Raw genomic sequence first — 17,858 nt, 5'->3', positions numbered from 1 at the left:
GGGAAATGCATTCCAAATGTAGGAGCTGCCGAAGGCTGCGATCTTTTAGGCGCAATGCGGTTTCCCGCAAAGCAATCAATCGAGCATCAACACCTTGGCCAAAATGATCTTCGGCCCTTTCATCTTCTTGATGATGATCCGCAGCCCTTCGACTTCCAGCACTTCTTCCTCTTCCGGCACCCGTTTCAGGGTTTCGTAGACCAGCCCGGCGAGGGTTTCGGCTTCGACGTGGTCCAGGTCGATGCCCAGCAGGCGTTCAACCTTGAACAACGGCGTGTCGCCGCGCACCAAGAGCTTGCCCGGCTGATAGGCGAGAATCCCGCGTTCGGCCTTGCGGTGTTCGTCCTGAATATCGCCCACCAGCACTTCCAGCACGTCTTCCATGGTCAGGTAGCCGATGATGTTGCCGTCGGCTTCTTCGACCACGGCGAAGTGCGAGCCGCCCTTGCGGAACTGTTCCAGCAATTGCGACAGCGGCATGTGCCGCGAGATGCGTTCCAGTGGGCGGGTCAGCTCGGCCAGGTTGAACGACTCGGGAATATGGTCCAGTGCCGCCAGTTCCAGCAGCAGGTCCTTGATGTGCAGCAGGCCGACGAACTCCTGGCGTTCGCTGTCGTACACCGGGTAACGGCTGAACTTGTGGCGACGGAACAGTGCGAGGATTTCCTTGAGCGGCGCGTTGAACTCCAGCGTCACCAGGTCTTCCCGGGAGTTGGCCCAGTCCACCACTTCCAGCTCGCCCATTTCCACGGCCGACGCCAACACGCGCATGCCTTGGTCGCTCGGGTCCTGGCCACGGCTGGAGTGCAGGATCAGTTTCAGTTCTTCACGGCTGTAATGGTGCTCGTGATGGGGGCCGGGTTCGCCCTGGCCGGCAATGCGCAGAATCGCGTTGGCGCTGGCGTTGAGCAGGTAAATCGCCGGGTACATGGCCCAGTAGAACAGGTACAGCGGCACGGCGGTCCAGAGCGACAGCAGCTCGGGTTTGCGGATCGCCCAGGACTTGGGCGCCAGCTCACCGACCACGATGTGCAGGTACGAAATCACGAAGAACGCGGCGAAGAACGATACGCCTTTGATCACTTCGGCCGACTCCACGCCGACGGCGCTGAGAATCGGTTCGAGGATGTGGGCAAACGCCGGCTCACCGACCCAGCCCAGGCCCAGGGAGGCGAGGGTAATACCCAACTGGCACGCCGAGAGGTACGCATCGAGCTGACTGTGCACGGTGCGCAGGATATGCCCGCGCCAGCCGTTTTTCTCAGCGATGGCCTCGACCCGGGTCGAGCGCAGTTTGACCATGGCAAATTCCGCCGCAACGAAAAATCCGTTGAGCAAAACCAGGATCAGAGCAAAAAGAATCATGCCGAAATCGGCGAAGAGTGTCGCGAGGGTCAAGCCAGGGGATGGGTCCATGATGGAGTTTTGCGGTTTCCGTGTATTCAAAAAAAGGGGAAATGCGGTGCCTGAAGGGCAGGCACAAGTCAGCCAATGTAGCGGCTGACTTGTCGATTGCCTAGTGGCGAGTGCTGGCCGGTATCAGTCGGCGGCGCTGATTACCCGGGTTTTGCTCACCTGGGCCGGCGCGAAATGGCAGGTAAACGTACTGCCATGGCCCGGCACGCTGCTGATTTCCATCCGCGCGCGGTGACGCAGCAGTACGTGTTTGACGATGGCCAGCCCCAGCCCGGTGCCGCCGGTGTTGGAGTTGCGGCTGGAATCGACGCGGTAGAAGCGTTCGGTCAGGCGCGGCAGGTGTTTGCTGTCGATGCCGATCCCGGAATCCTGCACGCTCAGGTGCGCGCCTTGCTCATCGCCCCACCAGCGAATGCGGATATTGCCTTCAGCCGGGGTGTATTTCACCGCGTTGAACACCAGGTTGGAGAACGCACTGCGCAATTCGGCTTCGCTGCCCTTGAGCAGAATCGTCGGGTCGGCTTCCAGGGTGATGTGCTGATTCTTTTGCGCGGATAACTGCTGGGCATCGCTCTTGATCGATTTCAACAGGCCATCGATGACCACGGGCTGGTTGTCCGACGGGTAATCGGTGGCTTCCAGCTTGGCCAACAGCAGCAAATCGTTGAGCAGGGTTTGCATGCGTCCGCCCTGTTGCTGCATCTGCTGCAAGGCGCGGGTCCAGCGCGGGTTCACGTCCTCGACGTTGTCGAGCAGGGTCTCCAGATAGCCGCAGATCACGGTCAGCGGCGTGCGCAGTTCGTGGGAAACGTTGGCGATGAAGTCTTTGCGCATCTGTTCCAACTGATGGATACGCGTTACATCGCGCACCAGCATCAAGTGTTCGTTGTTGCCGTAACGGGTGATGTACAGCTGAATGCGCAGGCGATCATTGATCGGCGAGGGGATTTCCAGGGGTTCGGCGTAGCTGGCCTGCTCGAAGTATTCCTTGAAGCGTGGATGGCGCACCAGGTTGGTCACCGGTTGGCCGCTGTCTTGCGGCGTCTTGAGGCCGAGCAGGGTTTCGGCGGCGCGGTTCCACCATTCCAGGTTGCCGTCGCTGTCGAGCATGATTACCGCGTCTTTAAGCGCGGCGGTGGATTCCTGGACCCGATCGATCACCGCTTGCAGGCGTCCGCGCACTCGTTGGTCGCGGCGTTGCAGGTGGTAGATGCTGTCGAACACTTCGCCCCACAAACCGTAGCCATCGGGCGGCGCTTCATCGGGTTTGTGCAGGCGCAGCCATTCGTGCAGGCGTAAAAGCTGCTTGAGGGTCCAGGCCAGGTAAAGACCCAGGCCGGCCGCCAGACTCCAGCCGTAGTAGCCGGTAATCAGCCCGATCACCAGGCAAGCGGTGACCAGCAACAACATGTGGCGAATCAGCGTGCCATGCCAGTTTTGGTTCAAGAGAGCGTCCTAGCGCAGCTTCAAGTTCAAGCCACAAGCTTCAAGTCACGCGGCTCTGCTTCCACTTGCCGCTTACAGCTTAAAGCTCGCAACTGCTTCTATGCTTTTGTGGAAAACCGGTAACCGGTGCCGCGCACGGTTTGTACCAGATTTTCGTAGGCATCGCCGAGGGCTTTGCGCAGGCGTCGGATGTGCACGTCGACGGTGCGCTCTTCAACATACACGTTGCCGCCCCAGACCTGATCCAGCAACTGGCCACGGGTGTAGGCGCGTTCCTGGTGGGTCATGAAGAATTGCAGCAGACGGTATTCGGTCGGGCCCATCTCGGCGGGTTTGCCGTCGATGGTCACGCGGTGGCTGATCGGGTCCAGCAGCAGGCCGCCGACTTCGATGGGGGTTTCGCCATCGGTCGGGCCGGCGCGGCGCAGCACGGCTTTGAGGCGCGCCACCAGCTCACGGGGGGAAAACGGTTTGGTGATGTAATCGTCGGCGCCGACTTCCAGGCCCTGGATCTTGTTGTCCTCTTCGCCCTTGGCGGTGAGCATGATGATCGGGATGTCCCCGGTCAGCTCATCGCGCTTGAGGCGTCGGGCCAGTTCGATACCGGATGTGCCGGGCAGCATCCAGTCGAGCAGGATCAGGTCCGGCTTGCGGTCGACGATGATGGCATGGGCCTGCTGGGAGTTCTCCGCCTCCAGGCAGTCATAGCCGGCCATTTCCAACGCAACGGCGATCATTTCGCGAATGGGCGCTTCGTCGTCGACGATCAGAATGCTCCTGCCAACCATGCCTTAATCCTCTTGTCATTTAACTGTCTTGCGCCGCATTAGATAACGGAATTATTGCAGTCGTGTGACAGTATTTTAGTCGCCCGGCGATTGTCACAAACCTGGGCTAAGCTCTAATAACGAATCCTGACAACCACAAGAGAAGGTTTCCATGACTCAATTCACGCATTCCTTTAAAGCTCTGATGTTGGCCGCAGCCCTTGCTTTGCCAACGATGGCCTTCGCTGCCGACCCGGTAATGATGAAAGACGGGGTGATGACCGACCATAAAGGCATGACCGTTTACACCTTCGACAAGGACGCGGGTGGTAAATCGATGTGTAACGGTGATTGCGCCAAGAACTGGCCGCCGATGATGGCTCCGGCGGGTGCCAAGGCAGAAGGTAAATTCATGCCGATCAAACGTGATGACGGGATGATGCAGTGGGCTTATGACGGCAAACCGCTGTACACGTTTATGAAGGACGAAAAGCCTGGCGACATGAAGGGTGAAGGTTTCAAGGATATGTGGCACATGCCGAAGCATTGATCCTTTTTAGAATCAGTTGAACCGTTAAAAGATCGCAGCCTTCGGCAGCGCCCACAGGCGCGTAGGAGCTGCCGAAGGCTGCGATCTTTTGACTTTCTCAACGCAACCCATAATCCAGCACAATCCCGACAAAAATCGCCAACCCGGCCCAGTGGTTGTGCAAGAACGCCTTGAAACAACGCATCCGATCCTTGCTGCGGGTGTACCAGAACTCCCACGCAAAGCATCCCGCCGCCGCCAGCAACCCGAGGTGGAACCAGCCGCCGAGCTGGAATTTCGAGCCGGCCAGCAACAGGCAACCCAGTGCCAACGCTTGCAACGTCAGAATGATCGCCCGATCGGCGTCGCCAAACAGAATCGCCGTGGATTTCACGCCGATCTTCAAATCGTCGTCACGGTCGGTCATCGCGTAATACGTGTCGTAGCCCACCGTCCACAGCAGGTTGGCGATGTACAGCAGCCACGCGGCGGCGGGCAGTTCACCAGTCTGGGCGGTAAACGCCATCGGCATGCCCCAGGAAAACGCGGCGCCCAGCACCACCTGCGGGTAATAGGTGTAACGCTTCATGAACGGGTAACTGAAGGCCAGTGCCAGACCGCCCAGCGACAGCCAGATGGTGGTGGCGTTGGTGCACAACACCAGCAAAAAACTCAGGCCCATCAGCAGTGCGAAAAACACCAGGGCTTCTTTGGAGCTGATTTTGCCGCTGACCAGTGGCCGTTGTTCGGTGCGCTTCACGTGGCCATCGACCTTGCGATCCGCCCAGTCATTGATCACGCAACCACCGGCACGGGTCAGCACCACGCCGAGGACGAAAATCAAGATATTGGCCAGGGACGGCGAGCCTTGGCCGGCAATCCACAGCGCCCAAAGGGTCGGCCACAGCAGCAGGTAAATGCCGATCGGCTTGTCCATGCGGGTCAGTTGAATGAAATCCCAGGCCCGGGGGTTCAGGCGATTCAGGGACTTGAGCAGGCGGGTGTACATCAGCAGTTCTCCGGATGGGCGCCGGTGGCGAGCCACAAGGTCGGCAGGAAAATTTCGGCCACGAGGATGCTCAAGGCGCCGCGATCGAAACGCGAGCGTCGGCCCCACAGTTCGGGTGTCCGAGACTCCGCCGGCAGCCACGCCTGAGGATAGTGACAAACCTCGATGGCCTGACGCTGAAACGCCTGGTCGCAAAACAGCAACTCGCCCAACGAGCGGCTGCCCAATTCGTCCATGTGCAAGCCGTCACCTTGCAACGCGCTGCGCGACGCAACGCTGCGGGCGAACACCCAGGCCTCGCCATGCCCGCGCAAGTACACCTCGCGCACCCAGCCTTCGCTGCCTTCGGCCAGGTCCAGTGCCGCACATTCGTCGGCCCGCAACGCTTGCCAGCCTTCGAACAGCGGCGTGACGCTGAAGCCGTCATTCGACAAGCGGATCAGGCGTCGGGTCAGCGAGCCTTCGTCGAACAGCCAGTCGAGGGTAGAGGCGTCGGGGAGGGGGGCGAGTCGGTTTTGGGGGAGCCAGAATGGGGCTTTTGAGTGCGGCACAGTGAGTCATTATTGGCAGCAAATGAGGCGGCGAGCTTACCATGGCAGCCGGCGATTTTGATTGAACCGACCCGCCGTTGCGCCGAACACGCTTGCATCTGCCGGGTTCGATCAGTACAAAACGCCCTGAGCCGAGCGGCAGCGCTTCACCCATCGACCGCTCGCGCCGGTAAACGCCTGAATCCTGAGGAAGTAACTGAATGAAAAAGTGGCAATGTGTGGTCTGCGGCCTGATCTATAACGAAGCCGACGGCTGGCCGGATGACGGCATTGCGCCGGGCACCTTGTGGCAGGACGTGCCGGAAGACTGGCTGTGCCCGGACTGCGGCGTGGGCAAGATGGATTTCGAAATGATCGAAATCAACTAAGACAACAAGAGGAGTAGGGAATGAACGCACCTGTCGTGATCGTCGGTACCGGCCTGGCGGGCTACAACCTGGCCCGGGAGTTTCGCAAACTCGATGGCGAAACCCCGCTGCTGCTGATTACCGCCGATGACGGGCGCTCCTACTCCAAGCCGATGCTTTCCACCGGTTTCGGCAAAAACAAGGACGCGGACGGCTTGAGCATGGCCGAGCCCGGCGCCATGGCCGAGCAATTGAAAGCCGAAGTCCGCACCCACACGCGCATCAGTGGCATCGACCCGGGCCACAAACGCCTGTGGATCGGTGAGGAAGCGGTGATCTATCGCGACCTGATCCTGGCCTGGGGCGCGGAAACCGTGCGGGTGCCGATTGAAGGCGACGGCGCTGACGCGGTGTTCCCGATCAATGATCTGGAAGACTACGCCCGTTTTCGCGCCGCAGCGGCCGGCAAGCGTCGGGTGTTGCTGCTGGGCGCCGGCCTGATTGGCTGCGAGTTCGCCAACGACCTGATCCTTGGCGGCTATGAAGTGCAACTGGTGGCGCCGTGCGAACAGGTCATGCCGACCCTGCTGCACCCGGCGGCGGCCGCTGCGGTCCAGGCCGGGCTCGAAAGCCTTGGCGCGCGTTTCCACCTCGGGCCGGTGCTCAATCGCCTGCAACGGGTGGCGGACGGGCTCGAAGCGCACCTGTCCGACGGTCAGGTCATCCCGTGCGATGTGGTGGTGTCGGCCATTGGCCTGCGTCCGCGCATCGACTTGGCGGCCGCTGCGGGCGTGCAGGTCAATCGCGGCGTGGTGGTCGATCGTCACCTGAAGACCTCCCACGCCAATATCTACGCATTGGGCGACTGCGCCGAGGTCGATGGGCTGAATCTGTTGTACGTGATGCCCCTGATGAGCTGTGCGAGAGCGCTGGCACAAACCCTCGCCGGAAATCCGACCGCTGTGAACTACGGCCCGATGCCGATCACCGTGAAAACCCCGGTCTGCCCGCTGGTGGTTTCACCGCCACCACGGGGCACGGAGGGGGTCTGGACGGTCGAAGGGCAGGGCGCCGACATCAAGGCATTGTGCCGTGATGGCAGCGGAAAACTGCTCGGCTATGCCCTGACAGGCGCGACGGTGATGGAAAAACTCGCGTTGAACAAAGAACTTCCAGCCTTGCTGGCGTAAATACCGGTCGTTCTGTCGGAATCACCCCTCTTTTGCCCCTACAAACGTCGCGCCGAGACTGGCGCGGCTCTTCCGTGCGTGCCATCCTCACTCCCGTCTGCCGCAGAGTAGAGCACCTGCGGCGCCTTGGGCGCTGTTCCAACGAGAACAGCACGGACATAACAACAAAAAACCGTCAAAGGGGCTTCACTAATGCGTAAACCAGAACTCGCCGCTGCAATCGCTGAAAAAGCAGACCTCACCAAAGAGCAGGCCAACCGCGTTCTCAACGCCGTTCTCGAAGAAATCACCGGCGCTCTGCACCGCAAGGACAGCGTTACGCTGGTGGGCTTCGGTACCTTCCTGCAACGCCACCGCGGTGCCCGCACCGGCAAAAACCCGCAAACCGGTGAGCCCGTGAAAATCAAGGCCAGCAACACCGTTGCGTTCAAGCCAGGCAAATCGTTGAAAGACAGCGTTAATCCATAATTGCGGCGAACTCCCTGAGTAACGGGGAGAACCGTATTGAAAAGTGGGCCTGCCGATAAATCGGGGGCCCATTTTTTATGGGCTAAGCGAATCGAGGCGTAAGTGCCTGTATCAGGCGAGTTGTTGCGCTGTTAATTCAGCTTCGCGTTGGGCGATGGCGGCTTCCAGTTCGGGGGAGCGCTTTGCCCACTGTTCTGGGGGGAGTGGTTTTGACCATTCGATGATGTCGGGGTGGGGCAGGTCGGGTGGCGGATAAAGCTTCTTTCTTTGTAGATAAGTCGCGAGAGGCGCATTGAAAATAAACACGCCGAATACGCCTTCCCACAAGAGTGTTAGAAACCAGCCGCGTTCTTTGGCTTTGTCTTTCATGTAATCGATGTAGTAGCGAAGGTTAGCGCCTGAGTTAAGTGCTGCGGCTTCGGGTGCGGCTTGCGGCCCGATTTCCATGTAACTGCGCATGCACTCCCACAACGCCATGGCCGTAGTGCCGCCGCCGCAGTTAAAGCCCAGGGAAAAATGCTGGTTGTCTTCCTCGGCCAGCGGGTCAGGGTTTTCGAAACCGATGATGAGTAAGCCCATCGTGGCTTTACCGGCCTGACTGACCGACGACTGCTGAGTGGCGGCGGCGGTGACACTTTCCCAAGGGACGATCCAGTACTCGCCGTCTTCGCGGGGGACGCAGACTTCGCGGCGTTGGCGGTTGAAGCGCACCGGTAAGGGCACTTCGCGGAAGAGGCCTTGGATCAAAATCAATGAAGGGATACCAATGATGATTAGCGCCGCAATCCAGATCATTCCAGGCTCCGGAGTGATATGGCCCATCAATACAAACACCATTAGTGTGGGCCACATCACCATCACCGCCGAACCGATGCTGTAGTTGCCGATATCCAGAAAACATCGTTCTTGCGCCAGATGATGTTGAGCACATCCGAGGGTTTTCTACCTGTCGGGATCGGCAACGGCGCCAGATAGTCATTGCGCAAAAACATCCGTTTTTTCGTCGTCCCTGCCGGTGGCGTGCTCATGTTTTGTCCTTGGGTTGCAGGTAAGTACCGCCGGGGTGCTCCTCGCCGAGCGGGTAATTCTTTACACGGTCGAGGTGTGGCGTCGGATCGCCGCGCAGCTCTATCACGCCAGTGGTGTCATTCAAGGTAAACGCCAATCCTCGTTCGCCACTGTTGTGGTGGGTCGGGCGGTTTTTGATCGGGTCGCGGGAGGCGTGGTGATTCGTCATCAAGCTGACGCCCGCTCCGCTTGCGCGGCCAGTTCAGCCTCGCGTTGGGCGATGGCGGCTTCCAGTTCGGGGGAGCGCTTTGCCCATTGTTCCGGGGGGAGTGGTTTTGACCATTCGATGATGTCGGGGTGGGGCAGGTCGGGTGGCGGATTGAGTTTCCAGCGTTCGAGCACGTCGATCAGCAGCGTGTTGAAAATGAAGATCCCGCAGAAACCTTCCCAGATGACTGTTACGAACCAGCCTCTGAGTTTTGAGGCTTTGATCAGATCGTCCAGGTAGGTCGCCCATATTCCTTTCGACCTGTCGAAACGTGCTGTTTGATCCTCAACAGCCTCCGGCCCAACTTCCATGTAACTGCGCATGCACTCCCACAGCGCCATGGCTGTGGTGCCACCGCCGCAGTTAAAGCCCAAGGAAAAATGCCGGTTGTCTTCCTCGGCCAGCGGGTCAGGGTTTTCGAAACCAACGATGAGTAAGCCCATCGTGGCTCGCCCAGCCTGACTGACCGATGACTGCTGAGTGGCGGCGGCGGTGACACTTTCCCAAGGGACGATCCAGTACTCGCCGTCTTCGCGGGGGACGCAGACTTCGCGGCGTTGGCGGTTGAAGCGCACGGGGAGGGGCACTTCGCGGGAGAGGGAATAAACCAACATGAGTGCGGGAATGCCAGTGATTACCCCGCCCCCTAAAAGAGCAAAAACGCTGATATCAGGTGCAATGTTTCTAAGTCCATAAGCCAGAGATAAAAACAACATCACTCCTGGCCACAGCACCATCACCGCCGAACCGATGCTGTAGTTGCCGATATCCAGAAAAACCTCGTTCTTGCGCCAGATGATGTTCAGCACATCCGAGGGTTTTCTACCTGTCGGGATCGGTAGGGGCGCCAGATAGTCATTGCGCGAAAACATCCGTTTTTTCGTGGTGCCTGCCGGTGGCGTGCTCATGTTTTGTCCTTGGGTTGCAGGTAAGTACCGCCGGGGTGCTCCTCGCCGAGCGGGTAGTTCGGTGCGCGGTCCAGGTGTGGCGTCGGGTCGCCGCGCAGCTCTATCACGCCAGTGGTGTCGTTCAGGGTAAACGCCAATCCTCGTTCGCCACCGATGAAGTTGGGGGCGCCGAGCATGACGATCAACGGCGTGCGATAGCGCAGACGGAGCGAAACCGTGGTGGGGGTCGAGCTCAGTATGTTTTTCAGTGGGTTGAATGGGCCACTCAAGCGTAAGCCCTGACCTTCCTGGTGCGGTATCCACCGGCAGGTGCTGCTGGATAACCAGTGAGGTGTCATGTCGCGCCAGGGTCGCGGGCTTTTGTACTGGTGGGTCGGGAGGTTCTTGATCTGGTGGCGAGAGTCCTGGGTATCAATGGGGTCGCCAATCATGCTCAGTTCCAGATAAACACTGCCCGGCTCCGCACCGGGTAAATCGATGGTCAGGGTGTCGATGGAGCTGACGAACGCGAGGCCGGAAGGGCCATCACTCATGGCTGACTGCGAACTGCTTTGCATGGTGACCCGAGGCGCATAAAGGATGCGGTATAGCCGGTCGAGTTCGTCCATTTGGGCTTTGGGCGGGATAGGTCCCAAGTCGTGCGCCCGGCCTTTTGACCAGCAGCAGAAATTCAGGAAGTTTTGTAATGGAGTCTGCTGCATGATCGTGGCGATCAAGTACGACACGCCCAACCCGAAAAGGATCCAGTTCAACGGGCCCATGTACAGGGTGTAGCGCAGGATGGCCGCGTCGACGGTGATTGAACCTGCCAAAGCGCGGGCGGTGTAGCCAAAACCTAACATTGCCTGTGCGCCGAAAGCGGCCACTTGTCCACCGACGGCGATTTGACGCATCTCCAGCCATGGATCGACTCGGTTTTGGGCGTTTTCGAGTTGGAATTGCAGAGACTTGAACTCAGCCCCTGCTGCGACAAACGAAAATCCCCCCACCACTGCACCAAACAACGTAAGCGTCGGAGCCGCAGATGAACGAATAAAAAACCGATCCTTCCCCAACCCCTTCCTTACCTGATTATCAACCACCGCCGTAAGCGCCGCCCCCGCATACAACGTCGCCGACAGCGTGTCATTCACCCGCCGCCCCTCCAACACCTCCGCCTCCCGCAAATACACCGCCGCATTCACCACGTTCAGCAACAACCCCGCCAACGGCAACACCCCACCGCTGTTCACCACCGCCGGCGAATTCAAAATCCGCTCAATCCGTCCGGTCCCAATGGCCCGCCCGGTCGCCTTCACCCAATCCGCCAGCGCTTCCGCCTGCTCACCCAGCATTTTCCACACCCGCCGGCCGTTCTCGACCAGCATCCCCAGCGGCGCGTTGTTGCCCAACCGGTTGGCAATGAGCACGCCCATCCACCAGCGACTGAACCCGCCGTCACCCTTGAGCAACAACAACGCCGCCGCCAGCCGATTAACCAGCACGCTCCATTGACTGCTGACGTCCCGGGCCATGGCCGCAATGTCGTCCAGCACCAATGTGCTCAACGGCGCCAGGGCTTGATAGGTGACACTGACGTTGTCGGCGGCCAGCGCGGCCATCAGTTCGTTCAGGCGCGAAACGTTATTCACGAGCATGTCGATCGAGGGCGCCCAGCCGTTGAACAGGTGTTTCAGCGCGCCGTCATCGGTGGCCCGCAGGTAATCGGCGTATTGCTCGGCGCCCTCGGCGCGCAGGCATTGGGCGGTCAGGCAGCCGGTGGCCAGTTCGGTCAGCCAGTGGCGGGTGGGCAGGTTGTGGTAATCGACAAACCAGGTGCCGCTGTGCGAGCGCTTGAGGTACACGCCTCGGTCGGCGAACAGCACCGTGTGACGCGCTTCGATCTGTCGGTAGTGGTCCGCAGCGGTGTGCGCAAACCAGTTGTCCATGGCCTTGAGGTCGATGTATTCGCCGACTTTGGCGCTGAAGGCGTGATCGTTGAGATTCGCGTGTTTTTGGGCGCGGTACTCGCGCACGATAAATTCCGCCTCGTTGTACAAGTCCGCCGGAATAAAGTCCCGCACCGGGGCGACGATGGCCGCGATACGCGCATCCCGGTCGCGGGTTTCAGCTTGCGTGGGCTGGCCGCCGTACTGCCGCGCCTGGGTTTCAACCTTGAGTTCTTCATCGAGCCGCTTCTGAGTCGCCAGCATCACCTCGCCCTGTTCCGGGGTCAGCTCGATCTCGCGATCCTTGTAGCGATAGCTGAGAGAACCGGCCAGTTCGGCGCCATCCTCATTGATCAGGCTCCGAACAAAACCCCCGACGCTCAGGCGCAGGTGGTTATCCCCCAGCCAGGTTTCGTGACTCGCCTCAATCCATTCCTGCTCATGATTGATGTCGCGCAACACGCCCAGATCATCGTCCAGGCAGGCGAACACGGCGAACAGGTATTCCGCCTGCTCCTTGGCGTTGTCCAGCCAGTTCTGAGTGCCCTGGCCGTCCCACGGTTCGGCGCTCCATTCGCCGGGCGGTTGATCGCTGGCCTTGGGGTGTTCGGCGAGGACCCTTTCCCGCTCACGGGCGCGGTGCATGGCGTCGGTGTAGGCCTTGATGTTGACCGGGGTCGGGTCTTTCATCAGGGTTTCGCCCAGTGCGTCGGTGTCCTCGACGGCCCTGAGCTGATCGACTTTCATCGACCGGGCGAAGGTGTTGGGCAGGAGTTCGGCCATGACCTGAGCGGCGTTGTCCAGCGGCGGGCAATGCTCGGCTTGCAGTTCATTGGCGACGGTGCGCAACGCCACCAGGCGCATGTGCTGCTGGCGTTTGGCGCTGCTGTCGCTCAGGGCCTGGCAATGTTCGGCGTTCAGCGGGAATTCGCTGTAAAGCATCCAGACGTTGTGGATTTTTTGCAGGGCCAGACCGGCCAGCGTGGCGTCGAGCGCCGGGGCGGCATCGGCCTCCAGCGCTTGTTCCTTGAACAACCCCTTCGGCGAAACTGCATAACGTTTGAGCGGTCCTTTGTCTTGCCACAGATAAAAATACCCGGCCCGCAGACGTCGTGCCGCCATGGGGCGGCTTTGCGGGGTTACGCCGGGAACACAGCAAGGGTCGTCGGCCTTTTCTTCGGCCAGGGCGTAGCGCACGGGCACGACGAAAAGCTCGGGCTGGCTGGCGGGGCACGGCCAGATAGTGCAGTTGATGTCCACGTGAGGTGCCGCATTGGCTGCGCGTTCGGCCTGAGCGGCGTTGTCAACCATCGCCAGTTTTTTTGCGCTCATACCCAAGACTCCTTGTCGGTGAGCAACTGACGCGTCAGTTCGGCATTCAGGTTTTTCAACCGTTGTTTGGGCAATACGCCAGGCTCGGCCAAAAGTTGTCGGTAGACGGCGTGAGCAGGGGCATCGGGGAAGTCAGAGCCCAGTGCCACTTGGAAACGCGCCCAGAACATCACTTCGTCAATGGCCCCGTAACCGTGACGCCCGGCACTGTCCTGGCAGTGCTCGGCCCACTGTTGCAACTCGCAAGCGTCCAGCCCCTGCATCTGTTCGCCAAAGTGCTGCTGGCAGTGTTCGATCAGTTGTTCGGTGATGCGCCGTCGTTGGGTTGTGCTCAGGTGCTCGAGCAAATCCTGCGTCAGGCTCAGCCAAGGCTCATCGCAATAGTGGGCGCAGGGTTGATCCGGATTTTCTTGAGGGATATCCCGCTCCGGAAGCCGGATCAGCCGCACCGGCCCCATCAAGCGATCACGTTCATCGGTGGGCAGGTGCGTGAGCCACAGGGCGGTAATGCGAGGGTCGAAATATCGAAAGAGCACCGTGAGATCGCCCTCGACGCGGACGTGAATCAGGCTGCGCAAATGGTCGAGTACCACGGCTTCCTCGGCGTCCGACTCCAACCAGATACCCGCCGTCGCGCGCCACGTTTGCAAAAAACGCTGGGCCAGTGGGCTATCGGGAACAACCGGCACCAGTACCGGCCCGACATCCTCCAGGGCGCTATAGGCCGTCGTTTGATAAAGCGATTGGTAGGTGGCGCTCCCCAACTCAAACAGGCGTTCAGGCAGGTGTTCAATCTGGGCGCGATCCAGCAGCAAATAAGCCTGACTCATGCCGTCATCTCCGCCAGTTTTTGACACACGGTGCAGACGGGTGAGGCCTCCCGTGCGGCTTGGGTCAGCGCGAGTTTTTGCGCGGCGAGGGAGGCCGCGATCAGCACCTGCGGCGCTACCGGAACCAATGAACGAGCGAGCAGGGCGGGTATGCCCGCCAGTGGTGCGCCACCATTCAACAATGGCCACGCTGCTGAAAATTCCGCCGGCGTTGATCACGAGGTGATGCTCGCCCGCCTTGAGCGTCAGGCTCATGCCCGCCTCAATCACCACGTTGGCGGCATTGACGTGCGCTTGCGGCCCGGCCTGAATCACCAGCGTTCCCACCGCCGTGGTGCTGCTGTTGCCGCTGATGCTGATCAGTTCGTCGCCGCCGATCACCGTGCTGCGTTCGCCTTCAGTGGTGTGCAGCTCATCGCCCTTGATCAGGCTGGCGCTGTGGTTGTCCACCTGCTCAAAACGGTCATGGCCGATCAGGCTATGGCTGTCGCGGGTGATCTGTTCGCGGCGGTTGTTGCCGATTTGGGTGTCGCTGTCGTTGAGGATCAGGTGCTCGATATCGCGTTGGGCGCGCAGGTAGATTTTTTCCTGGCCGGCGCGGTCTTCCAGCGACAGTTCGTTGTAGCCGCCGGTGTGCGGCGAGCTGTGGCTGCGCAGCACGGTTTTGGTTTTGTGCTCGGGCAAGGTGTACGGCACGGAGGTGATTTTGTTGGCGACGCACCCGGTGATTAACGGTTGGTCGGGGTCGCCTTCAAGGAAAGTCACCACCACTTCCATGCCGATACGCGGGATGGTCACCACGCCGAAACCCTCGCCCGCCCAACTGGACGACACCCGGAGCCAGCAAGTGCTTTTTTCGCTGTTGAGTTCGGCTCGATCCCACGAAAACTCCACACGAACGCGGCCATATTCATCGCAGTAGATTTCTTCGCCGACGGGGCCGGTGACGCGGGCGGTCTGGGTGACCAATTGCGTTTTTCGAGGGCGCAGCGGTGGGCGGTAAAACACGTCCCACGGGATGGCGCTGAAATGGTTGCGATAGCCCTGGGTGAAACCATCTTGCGGTCTGGCGTCGCTGGTAATCGCCTCTTCCAGCACCTGCGGTTGTTTCCCGGTGTGCGTCACGCTGAGCAACAACCACAGATCGTTGGCGGTTTTACGCGGATGCTCGGTCAGCTCAAAAAAGTGACCGCTGCGCAGGGTCGGCTGATCGCTTCGGCCCTCGACCAACTGGTAATCCGTGCGGTGCCGCTCCAGGGCTTGCCGGGCCAGTTGTTTACCGCGTTTTTCGTTCTTGATCGGTGCCGGGTAGCGATAGTCTTCCAGCTCCGGGCTGAACTCGGCGGTAAAGCGGCTTTCCAGCAACAGGCTCGGTCGCTGGAAATCGTAGTGCCGACGTATGGTCGAGCGCGACACCCCGGTGGAAAGCGTGCCTATCGATGACGTGCGCTGCCGCTTCCGCACCTGCTATCCGACCGAAGTCCTGCCTCTGGATCTGGCCGCGCTGAATTACTCGGTGAAGGGCGACGGTTCGCTGTTGAGCCTGCGTCTGGAAATGAGTGCCGACGGTCACCTCGGTGAGCTGGAACTGAGTCGCTTGCGTCTGCACTTTGCCGGCGAGCGCTACATCAGCCAGATGCTCTACCTGAGCCTGCTGCGCAACCTGGAAGGTATCGAGCTGATCCCGCTGGACGGCGCCGGCAAGCCTATCAACGGCGTCAACGGCACGCCGATGGCGTTCAAGATGCCCGGCGATCGCGTGCAACCGGTGGGTTTTGCCGAAGAAGAAGCGTTGATCCCGTATCCGCTGAACACCTTCCGTGGCTACCGCTACCTGCAAGAGTATTTCGCTTTCCAGGACAAATTCCTGTTCGTCGACATCAATGGCCTGGACCTGCTCAAGGCCCTGCCGGAAGACACCCTCAAGCAAGTGCGCGGCCTGGAATTGCGCTTCGACATTCGCAAGAGCGGCATCCAGCGCCTGCGTCCGACCCTGGACAACGTGAAGCTCTACTGCACGCCCATCGTCAACCTGTTCAAGCACGACGCGTTGCCGATTCGCCTCGATGGCAAGCAAGACGAATACCTGTTGCTGCCGGCCGAATACGACCTCGAAAACTGCGGCGTGTTCTCGGTGGAAACGGTCACAGGCTGGAAGCCGGGCGGTCTCGGTTATCAGGAATACGTGCCGTTCGAGTCCTTCGAGCATGACCCGAGTTTCGACGTGCCCAACAGCCGTCCGCACTACAGCATCCGCCAGCGTTCGTCCTCGTTGCACAACGGCCTCGACACGTACCTGAGCTTCGGCATCCGCCACACCGAAGCCCATGAAACCCTGTCCATCGAGCTGATGTGCACCAACCAGAACCTGCCGCGCAAGCTCAAGCTCGGCGACATCAGCCAGGCCTGCGAAGAGACGCCGGAATTCCTGAGTTTCCGCAACATCACCCCGGCCACGCCGAGTTATGCGCCGCCGCTGAACCGTGACTTCCTCTGGAAGCTGATCAGCAACATGTCGCTTAACTACCTGTCCCTGGCCGACGTCAATGCGTTGAAGGTGATTCTCGAAACCTACGACTTGCCGCGCTACTACGACCAGCACGCGGAAAAAGTCAGCAAACGCCTGCTGGGCGGGCTCAAGTCGATCAAGCACCAGCACGTCGACAGATTGCACCGAGGGTTGCCGGTACGCGGGTTGCGCACCGAGCTGACCATCGACCCGGAAGGGTATATCGGCGAGGGCGACCTGTTCGTTTTCGCTTCGGTTCTTAACGAGTTTTTCGCGCTTTACGCCAGTCTCAATTCGTACCACGAGCTTCGCGTAAAAAGCACACAGGGAGAGGTGTACCAATGGACACCACGTATGGGCCTTCAGCCGCTGCTTTAAGCGGACTGACCCGAGGAATACGCGAGTACTCGCTGTTTCAGGCCGTGCTGCTGGTGGTTGACCGGCTGCGCGAGGCCCACCCGCACCTGAGCCAGGACGACTTGTACGATCAGCTGGAATTCCAGGCCAACCCGAGCCTGGGTTTCCCTGGCAGCGACGTCGATCGCGTGGAGTTTTTCACCGAGCACGGGCACCTGCGCGCGCGTATGCGTTTCAACCTGATCGGCCTGGTTGGCTCCGGCTCGCCACTGCCGGCGTTCTACGGCGAACAGGCCCTGGGCGACAGCGAAGACGGCAATCCGACCCGCAACTTCCTCGACCTGTTTCACCATCGTCTGCAACGGCTGATGCTGCCGATCTGGCGCAAGTATCGTTACCGCGCGAGTTTCGAAAGCGGCGCCCTCGACCCGTTCTCGTCGCAGCTGTTTGCGCTGATCGGCCTGGGCGGCGAAGAGATCCGCAGGGCCCAGGAACTGAACTGGAAACGCCTGCTGCCGTACCTCGGCCTGCTCAGTTTGCGGGCGCACTCGGCGGCGCTGATCGAAGCGGTGCTGCGTTACTACTTCAAGCACGCCGAACTGACCATCGAGCAGTGCATCGAGCGCCGCGTGGAAATCCTCGACGAGCAGCGCAACCGCCTTGGTCGCGCCAACAGCGCGCTCGGCGAAGACCTGGTGCTGGGCGAACACGTGCGCGACCGCAGCGGCAAATTCCGCATTCACATCCGCGAGCTCGACTGGCTGCGTTTTCACGAATTCCTGCCGATCGGTTTCGGCTACCAGCCGCTGTGCGCGCTGGTGCGGTTCACCCTGCGTGACCCGCTCGATTACGACATTCGCCTGGTGCTGCGCCAGGAAGAAATCCGCGAACTGCGAATCGGTGAGCAGAACGCTTGTCGCCTGGGGTGGACCAGTTGGCTCGGCCGCGAAAAAGCGGACGGCGTGGTGACCCTCGGCAGCAAAATTCATTAAGGA

General features: G+C 60.3%; 17 protein-coding genes. 6 read left to right on the top strand and 11 right to left on the bottom strand.

Annotated elements, in window-relative coordinates:
• Window positions 1-75 precede the first annotated feature (75 nt).
• From V5E99_RS15475 to phoB, 3 genes are all read right to left on the bottom strand, one after another.
• Entirely contained in the window at window positions 76-1,416 is a 1,341-nt protein-coding gene (locus V5E99_RS15475) for a hemolysin family protein (RefSeq protein ID WP_499803218.1), read from the bottom strand.
• A gap of 123 nt (window positions 1,417-1,539) precedes the next feature.
• Window positions 1,540-2,862 (bottom strand): phosphate regulon sensor histidine kinase PhoR, encoded by a 1,323-nt coding sequence (gene phoR / locus V5E99_RS15470; protein ID WP_499803217.1) that lies wholly within the window; start codon window positions 2,860-2,862, stop codon window positions 1,540-1,542.
• A 98-nt stretch (window positions 2,863-2,960) separates the two neighbouring features.
• Window positions 2,961-3,650 carry a phosphate regulon transcriptional regulator PhoB gene (phoB, locus tag V5E99_RS15465; protein WP_008150066.1) on the bottom strand — a complete coding sequence of 230 codons (690 nt, stop codon included), beginning with the start codon at window positions 3,648-3,650 and terminating at the stop codon, window positions 2,961-2,963.
• Window positions 3,651-3,801: 151 nt separating this feature from the next.
• Between phoB and V5E99_RS15460 the strand changes: the two genes are divergently transcribed.
• Window positions 3,802-4,179 carry a COG4315 family predicted lipoprotein gene (locus V5E99_RS15460; protein WP_499803216.1) on the top strand — a complete coding sequence of 126 codons (378 nt, stop codon included), beginning with the start codon at window positions 3,802-3,804 and terminating at the stop codon, window positions 4,177-4,179.
• Window positions 4,180-4,276: 97 nt separating this feature from the next.
• Here V5E99_RS15460 and ubiA read toward each other — a convergent pair whose 3' ends face one another.
• Both ubiA and V5E99_RS15450 read right to left on the bottom strand, forming a co-directional pair.
• Window positions 4,277-5,167, bottom strand: a complete 891-nt coding sequence (ubiA, locus tag V5E99_RS15455) for a 4-hydroxybenzoate octaprenyltransferase (protein WP_499803215.1) — start codon at window positions 5,165-5,167, stop codon at window positions 4,277-4,279.
• Complete coding sequence (locus tag V5E99_RS15450; RefSeq protein WP_499803214.1) at window positions 5,167-5,718, bottom strand: chorismate--pyruvate lyase family protein; 552 nt, start codon at window positions 5,716-5,718, stop codon at window positions 5,167-5,169. The genes ubiA and V5E99_RS15450 overlap by 1 nt, the downstream gene beginning before the upstream one ends.
• A gap of 200 nt (window positions 5,719-5,918) precedes the next feature.
• On the opposite strand from V5E99_RS15450, the gene V5E99_RS15445 reads away from it, so the two are divergent.
• The 3 genes from V5E99_RS15445 (at window position 5,919) to V5E99_RS15435 (ending at window position 7,723) form a co-directional block, all read left to right on the top strand.
• Window positions 5,919-6,086: a rubredoxin gene (locus V5E99_RS15445; protein ID WP_007954349.1), complete on the top strand. Its 168-nt coding sequence runs from the start codon at window positions 5,919-5,921 to the stop codon at window positions 6,084-6,086.
• Between the two features lie 20 nt (window positions 6,087-6,106).
• Complete coding sequence (locus tag V5E99_RS15440; RefSeq protein ID WP_499803213.1) at window positions 6,107-7,255, top strand: NAD(P)/FAD-dependent oxidoreductase; 1,149 nt, start codon at window positions 6,107-6,109, stop codon at window positions 7,253-7,255.
• A gap of 192 nt (window positions 7,256-7,447) precedes the next feature.
• Window positions 7,448-7,723, top strand: coding sequence for an HU family DNA-binding protein (locus tag V5E99_RS15435; RefSeq protein ID WP_003213368.1), 276 nt, complete (start codon window positions 7,448-7,450; stop codon window positions 7,721-7,723).
• Between the two features lie 111 nt (window positions 7,724-7,834).
• On the opposite strand, the gene V5E99_RS15430 is transcribed toward V5E99_RS15435, so the two are convergent.
• The 6 genes from V5E99_RS15430 to tssI all read right to left on the bottom strand — a co-directional run bounded on the left by V5E99_RS15430 (window position 7,835) and on the right by tssI (window position 15,413).
• Entirely contained in the window at window positions 7,835-8,518 is a 684-nt protein-coding gene (locus tag V5E99_RS15430; protein ID WP_499803212.1) for a DUF6708 domain-containing protein, read from the bottom strand.
• 62 nt (window positions 8,519-8,580) lie between these two features.
• Window positions 8,581-8,751: a hypothetical protein gene (locus V5E99_RS15425; RefSeq protein ID WP_499803211.1), complete on the bottom strand. Its 171-nt coding sequence runs from the start codon at window positions 8,749-8,751 to the stop codon at window positions 8,581-8,583.
• Window positions 8,748-8,960, bottom strand: a complete 213-nt coding sequence (locus V5E99_RS15420; RefSeq protein WP_499803210.1) for a hypothetical protein — start codon at window positions 8,958-8,960, stop codon at window positions 8,748-8,750. The genes V5E99_RS15425 and V5E99_RS15420 overlap by 4 nt, the downstream gene beginning before the upstream one ends.
• On the bottom strand, window positions 8,960-9,907 hold the full coding sequence (locus V5E99_RS15415) for a hypothetical protein (RefSeq protein WP_499803209.1): 948 nt from the start codon (window positions 9,905-9,907) through the stop codon (window positions 8,960-8,962). Before V5E99_RS15415 ends, V5E99_RS15420 begins: the two co-directional genes overlap by 1 nt.
• Entirely contained in the window at window positions 9,904-13,167 is a 3,264-nt protein-coding gene (locus tag V5E99_RS15410; protein ID WP_499803208.1) for a toxin VasX, read from the bottom strand. Before V5E99_RS15410 ends, V5E99_RS15415 begins: the two co-directional genes overlap by 4 nt.
• The gene (gene tssI, locus V5E99_RS15405) at window positions 13,164-15,413 is read right to left on the bottom strand and encodes a type VI secretion system tip protein TssI/VgrG (protein WP_499803207.1); all 2,250 of its coding nucleotides are present in this window, start codon (window positions 15,411-15,413) and stop codon (window positions 13,164-13,166) included. Before tssI ends, V5E99_RS15410 begins: the two co-directional genes overlap by 4 nt.
• Here tssI and tssF point away from each other — a divergent pair.
• Entirely contained in the window at window positions 15,397-16,884 is a 1,488-nt protein-coding gene (gene tssF / locus V5E99_RS15400) for a type VI secretion system baseplate subunit TssF (RefSeq protein ID WP_499803206.1), read from the top strand. The genes tssI and tssF overlap by 17 nt on opposite strands.
• Complete coding sequence (gene tssG, locus V5E99_RS15395) at window positions 16,848-17,855, top strand: type VI secretion system baseplate subunit TssG (protein ID WP_499803205.1); 1,008 nt, start codon at window positions 16,848-16,850, stop codon at window positions 17,853-17,855. The genes tssF and tssG overlap by 37 nt, the downstream gene beginning before the upstream one ends.
• Window positions 17,856-17,858: the final 3 nt, after the last annotated feature.

The organism is Janthinobacterium sp. LPB2021202312-11-4 (genome assembly GCF_037049705.1).
In the GTDB taxonomy this organism is placed as follows: domain Bacteria; phylum Pseudomonadota; class Gammaproteobacteria; order Pseudomonadales; family Pseudomonadaceae; genus Aquipseudomonas.
The sequence above is the reverse complement of the archived record's forward strand: the minus strand, read 5'-3'. Positions and strand labels throughout refer to the sequence as shown.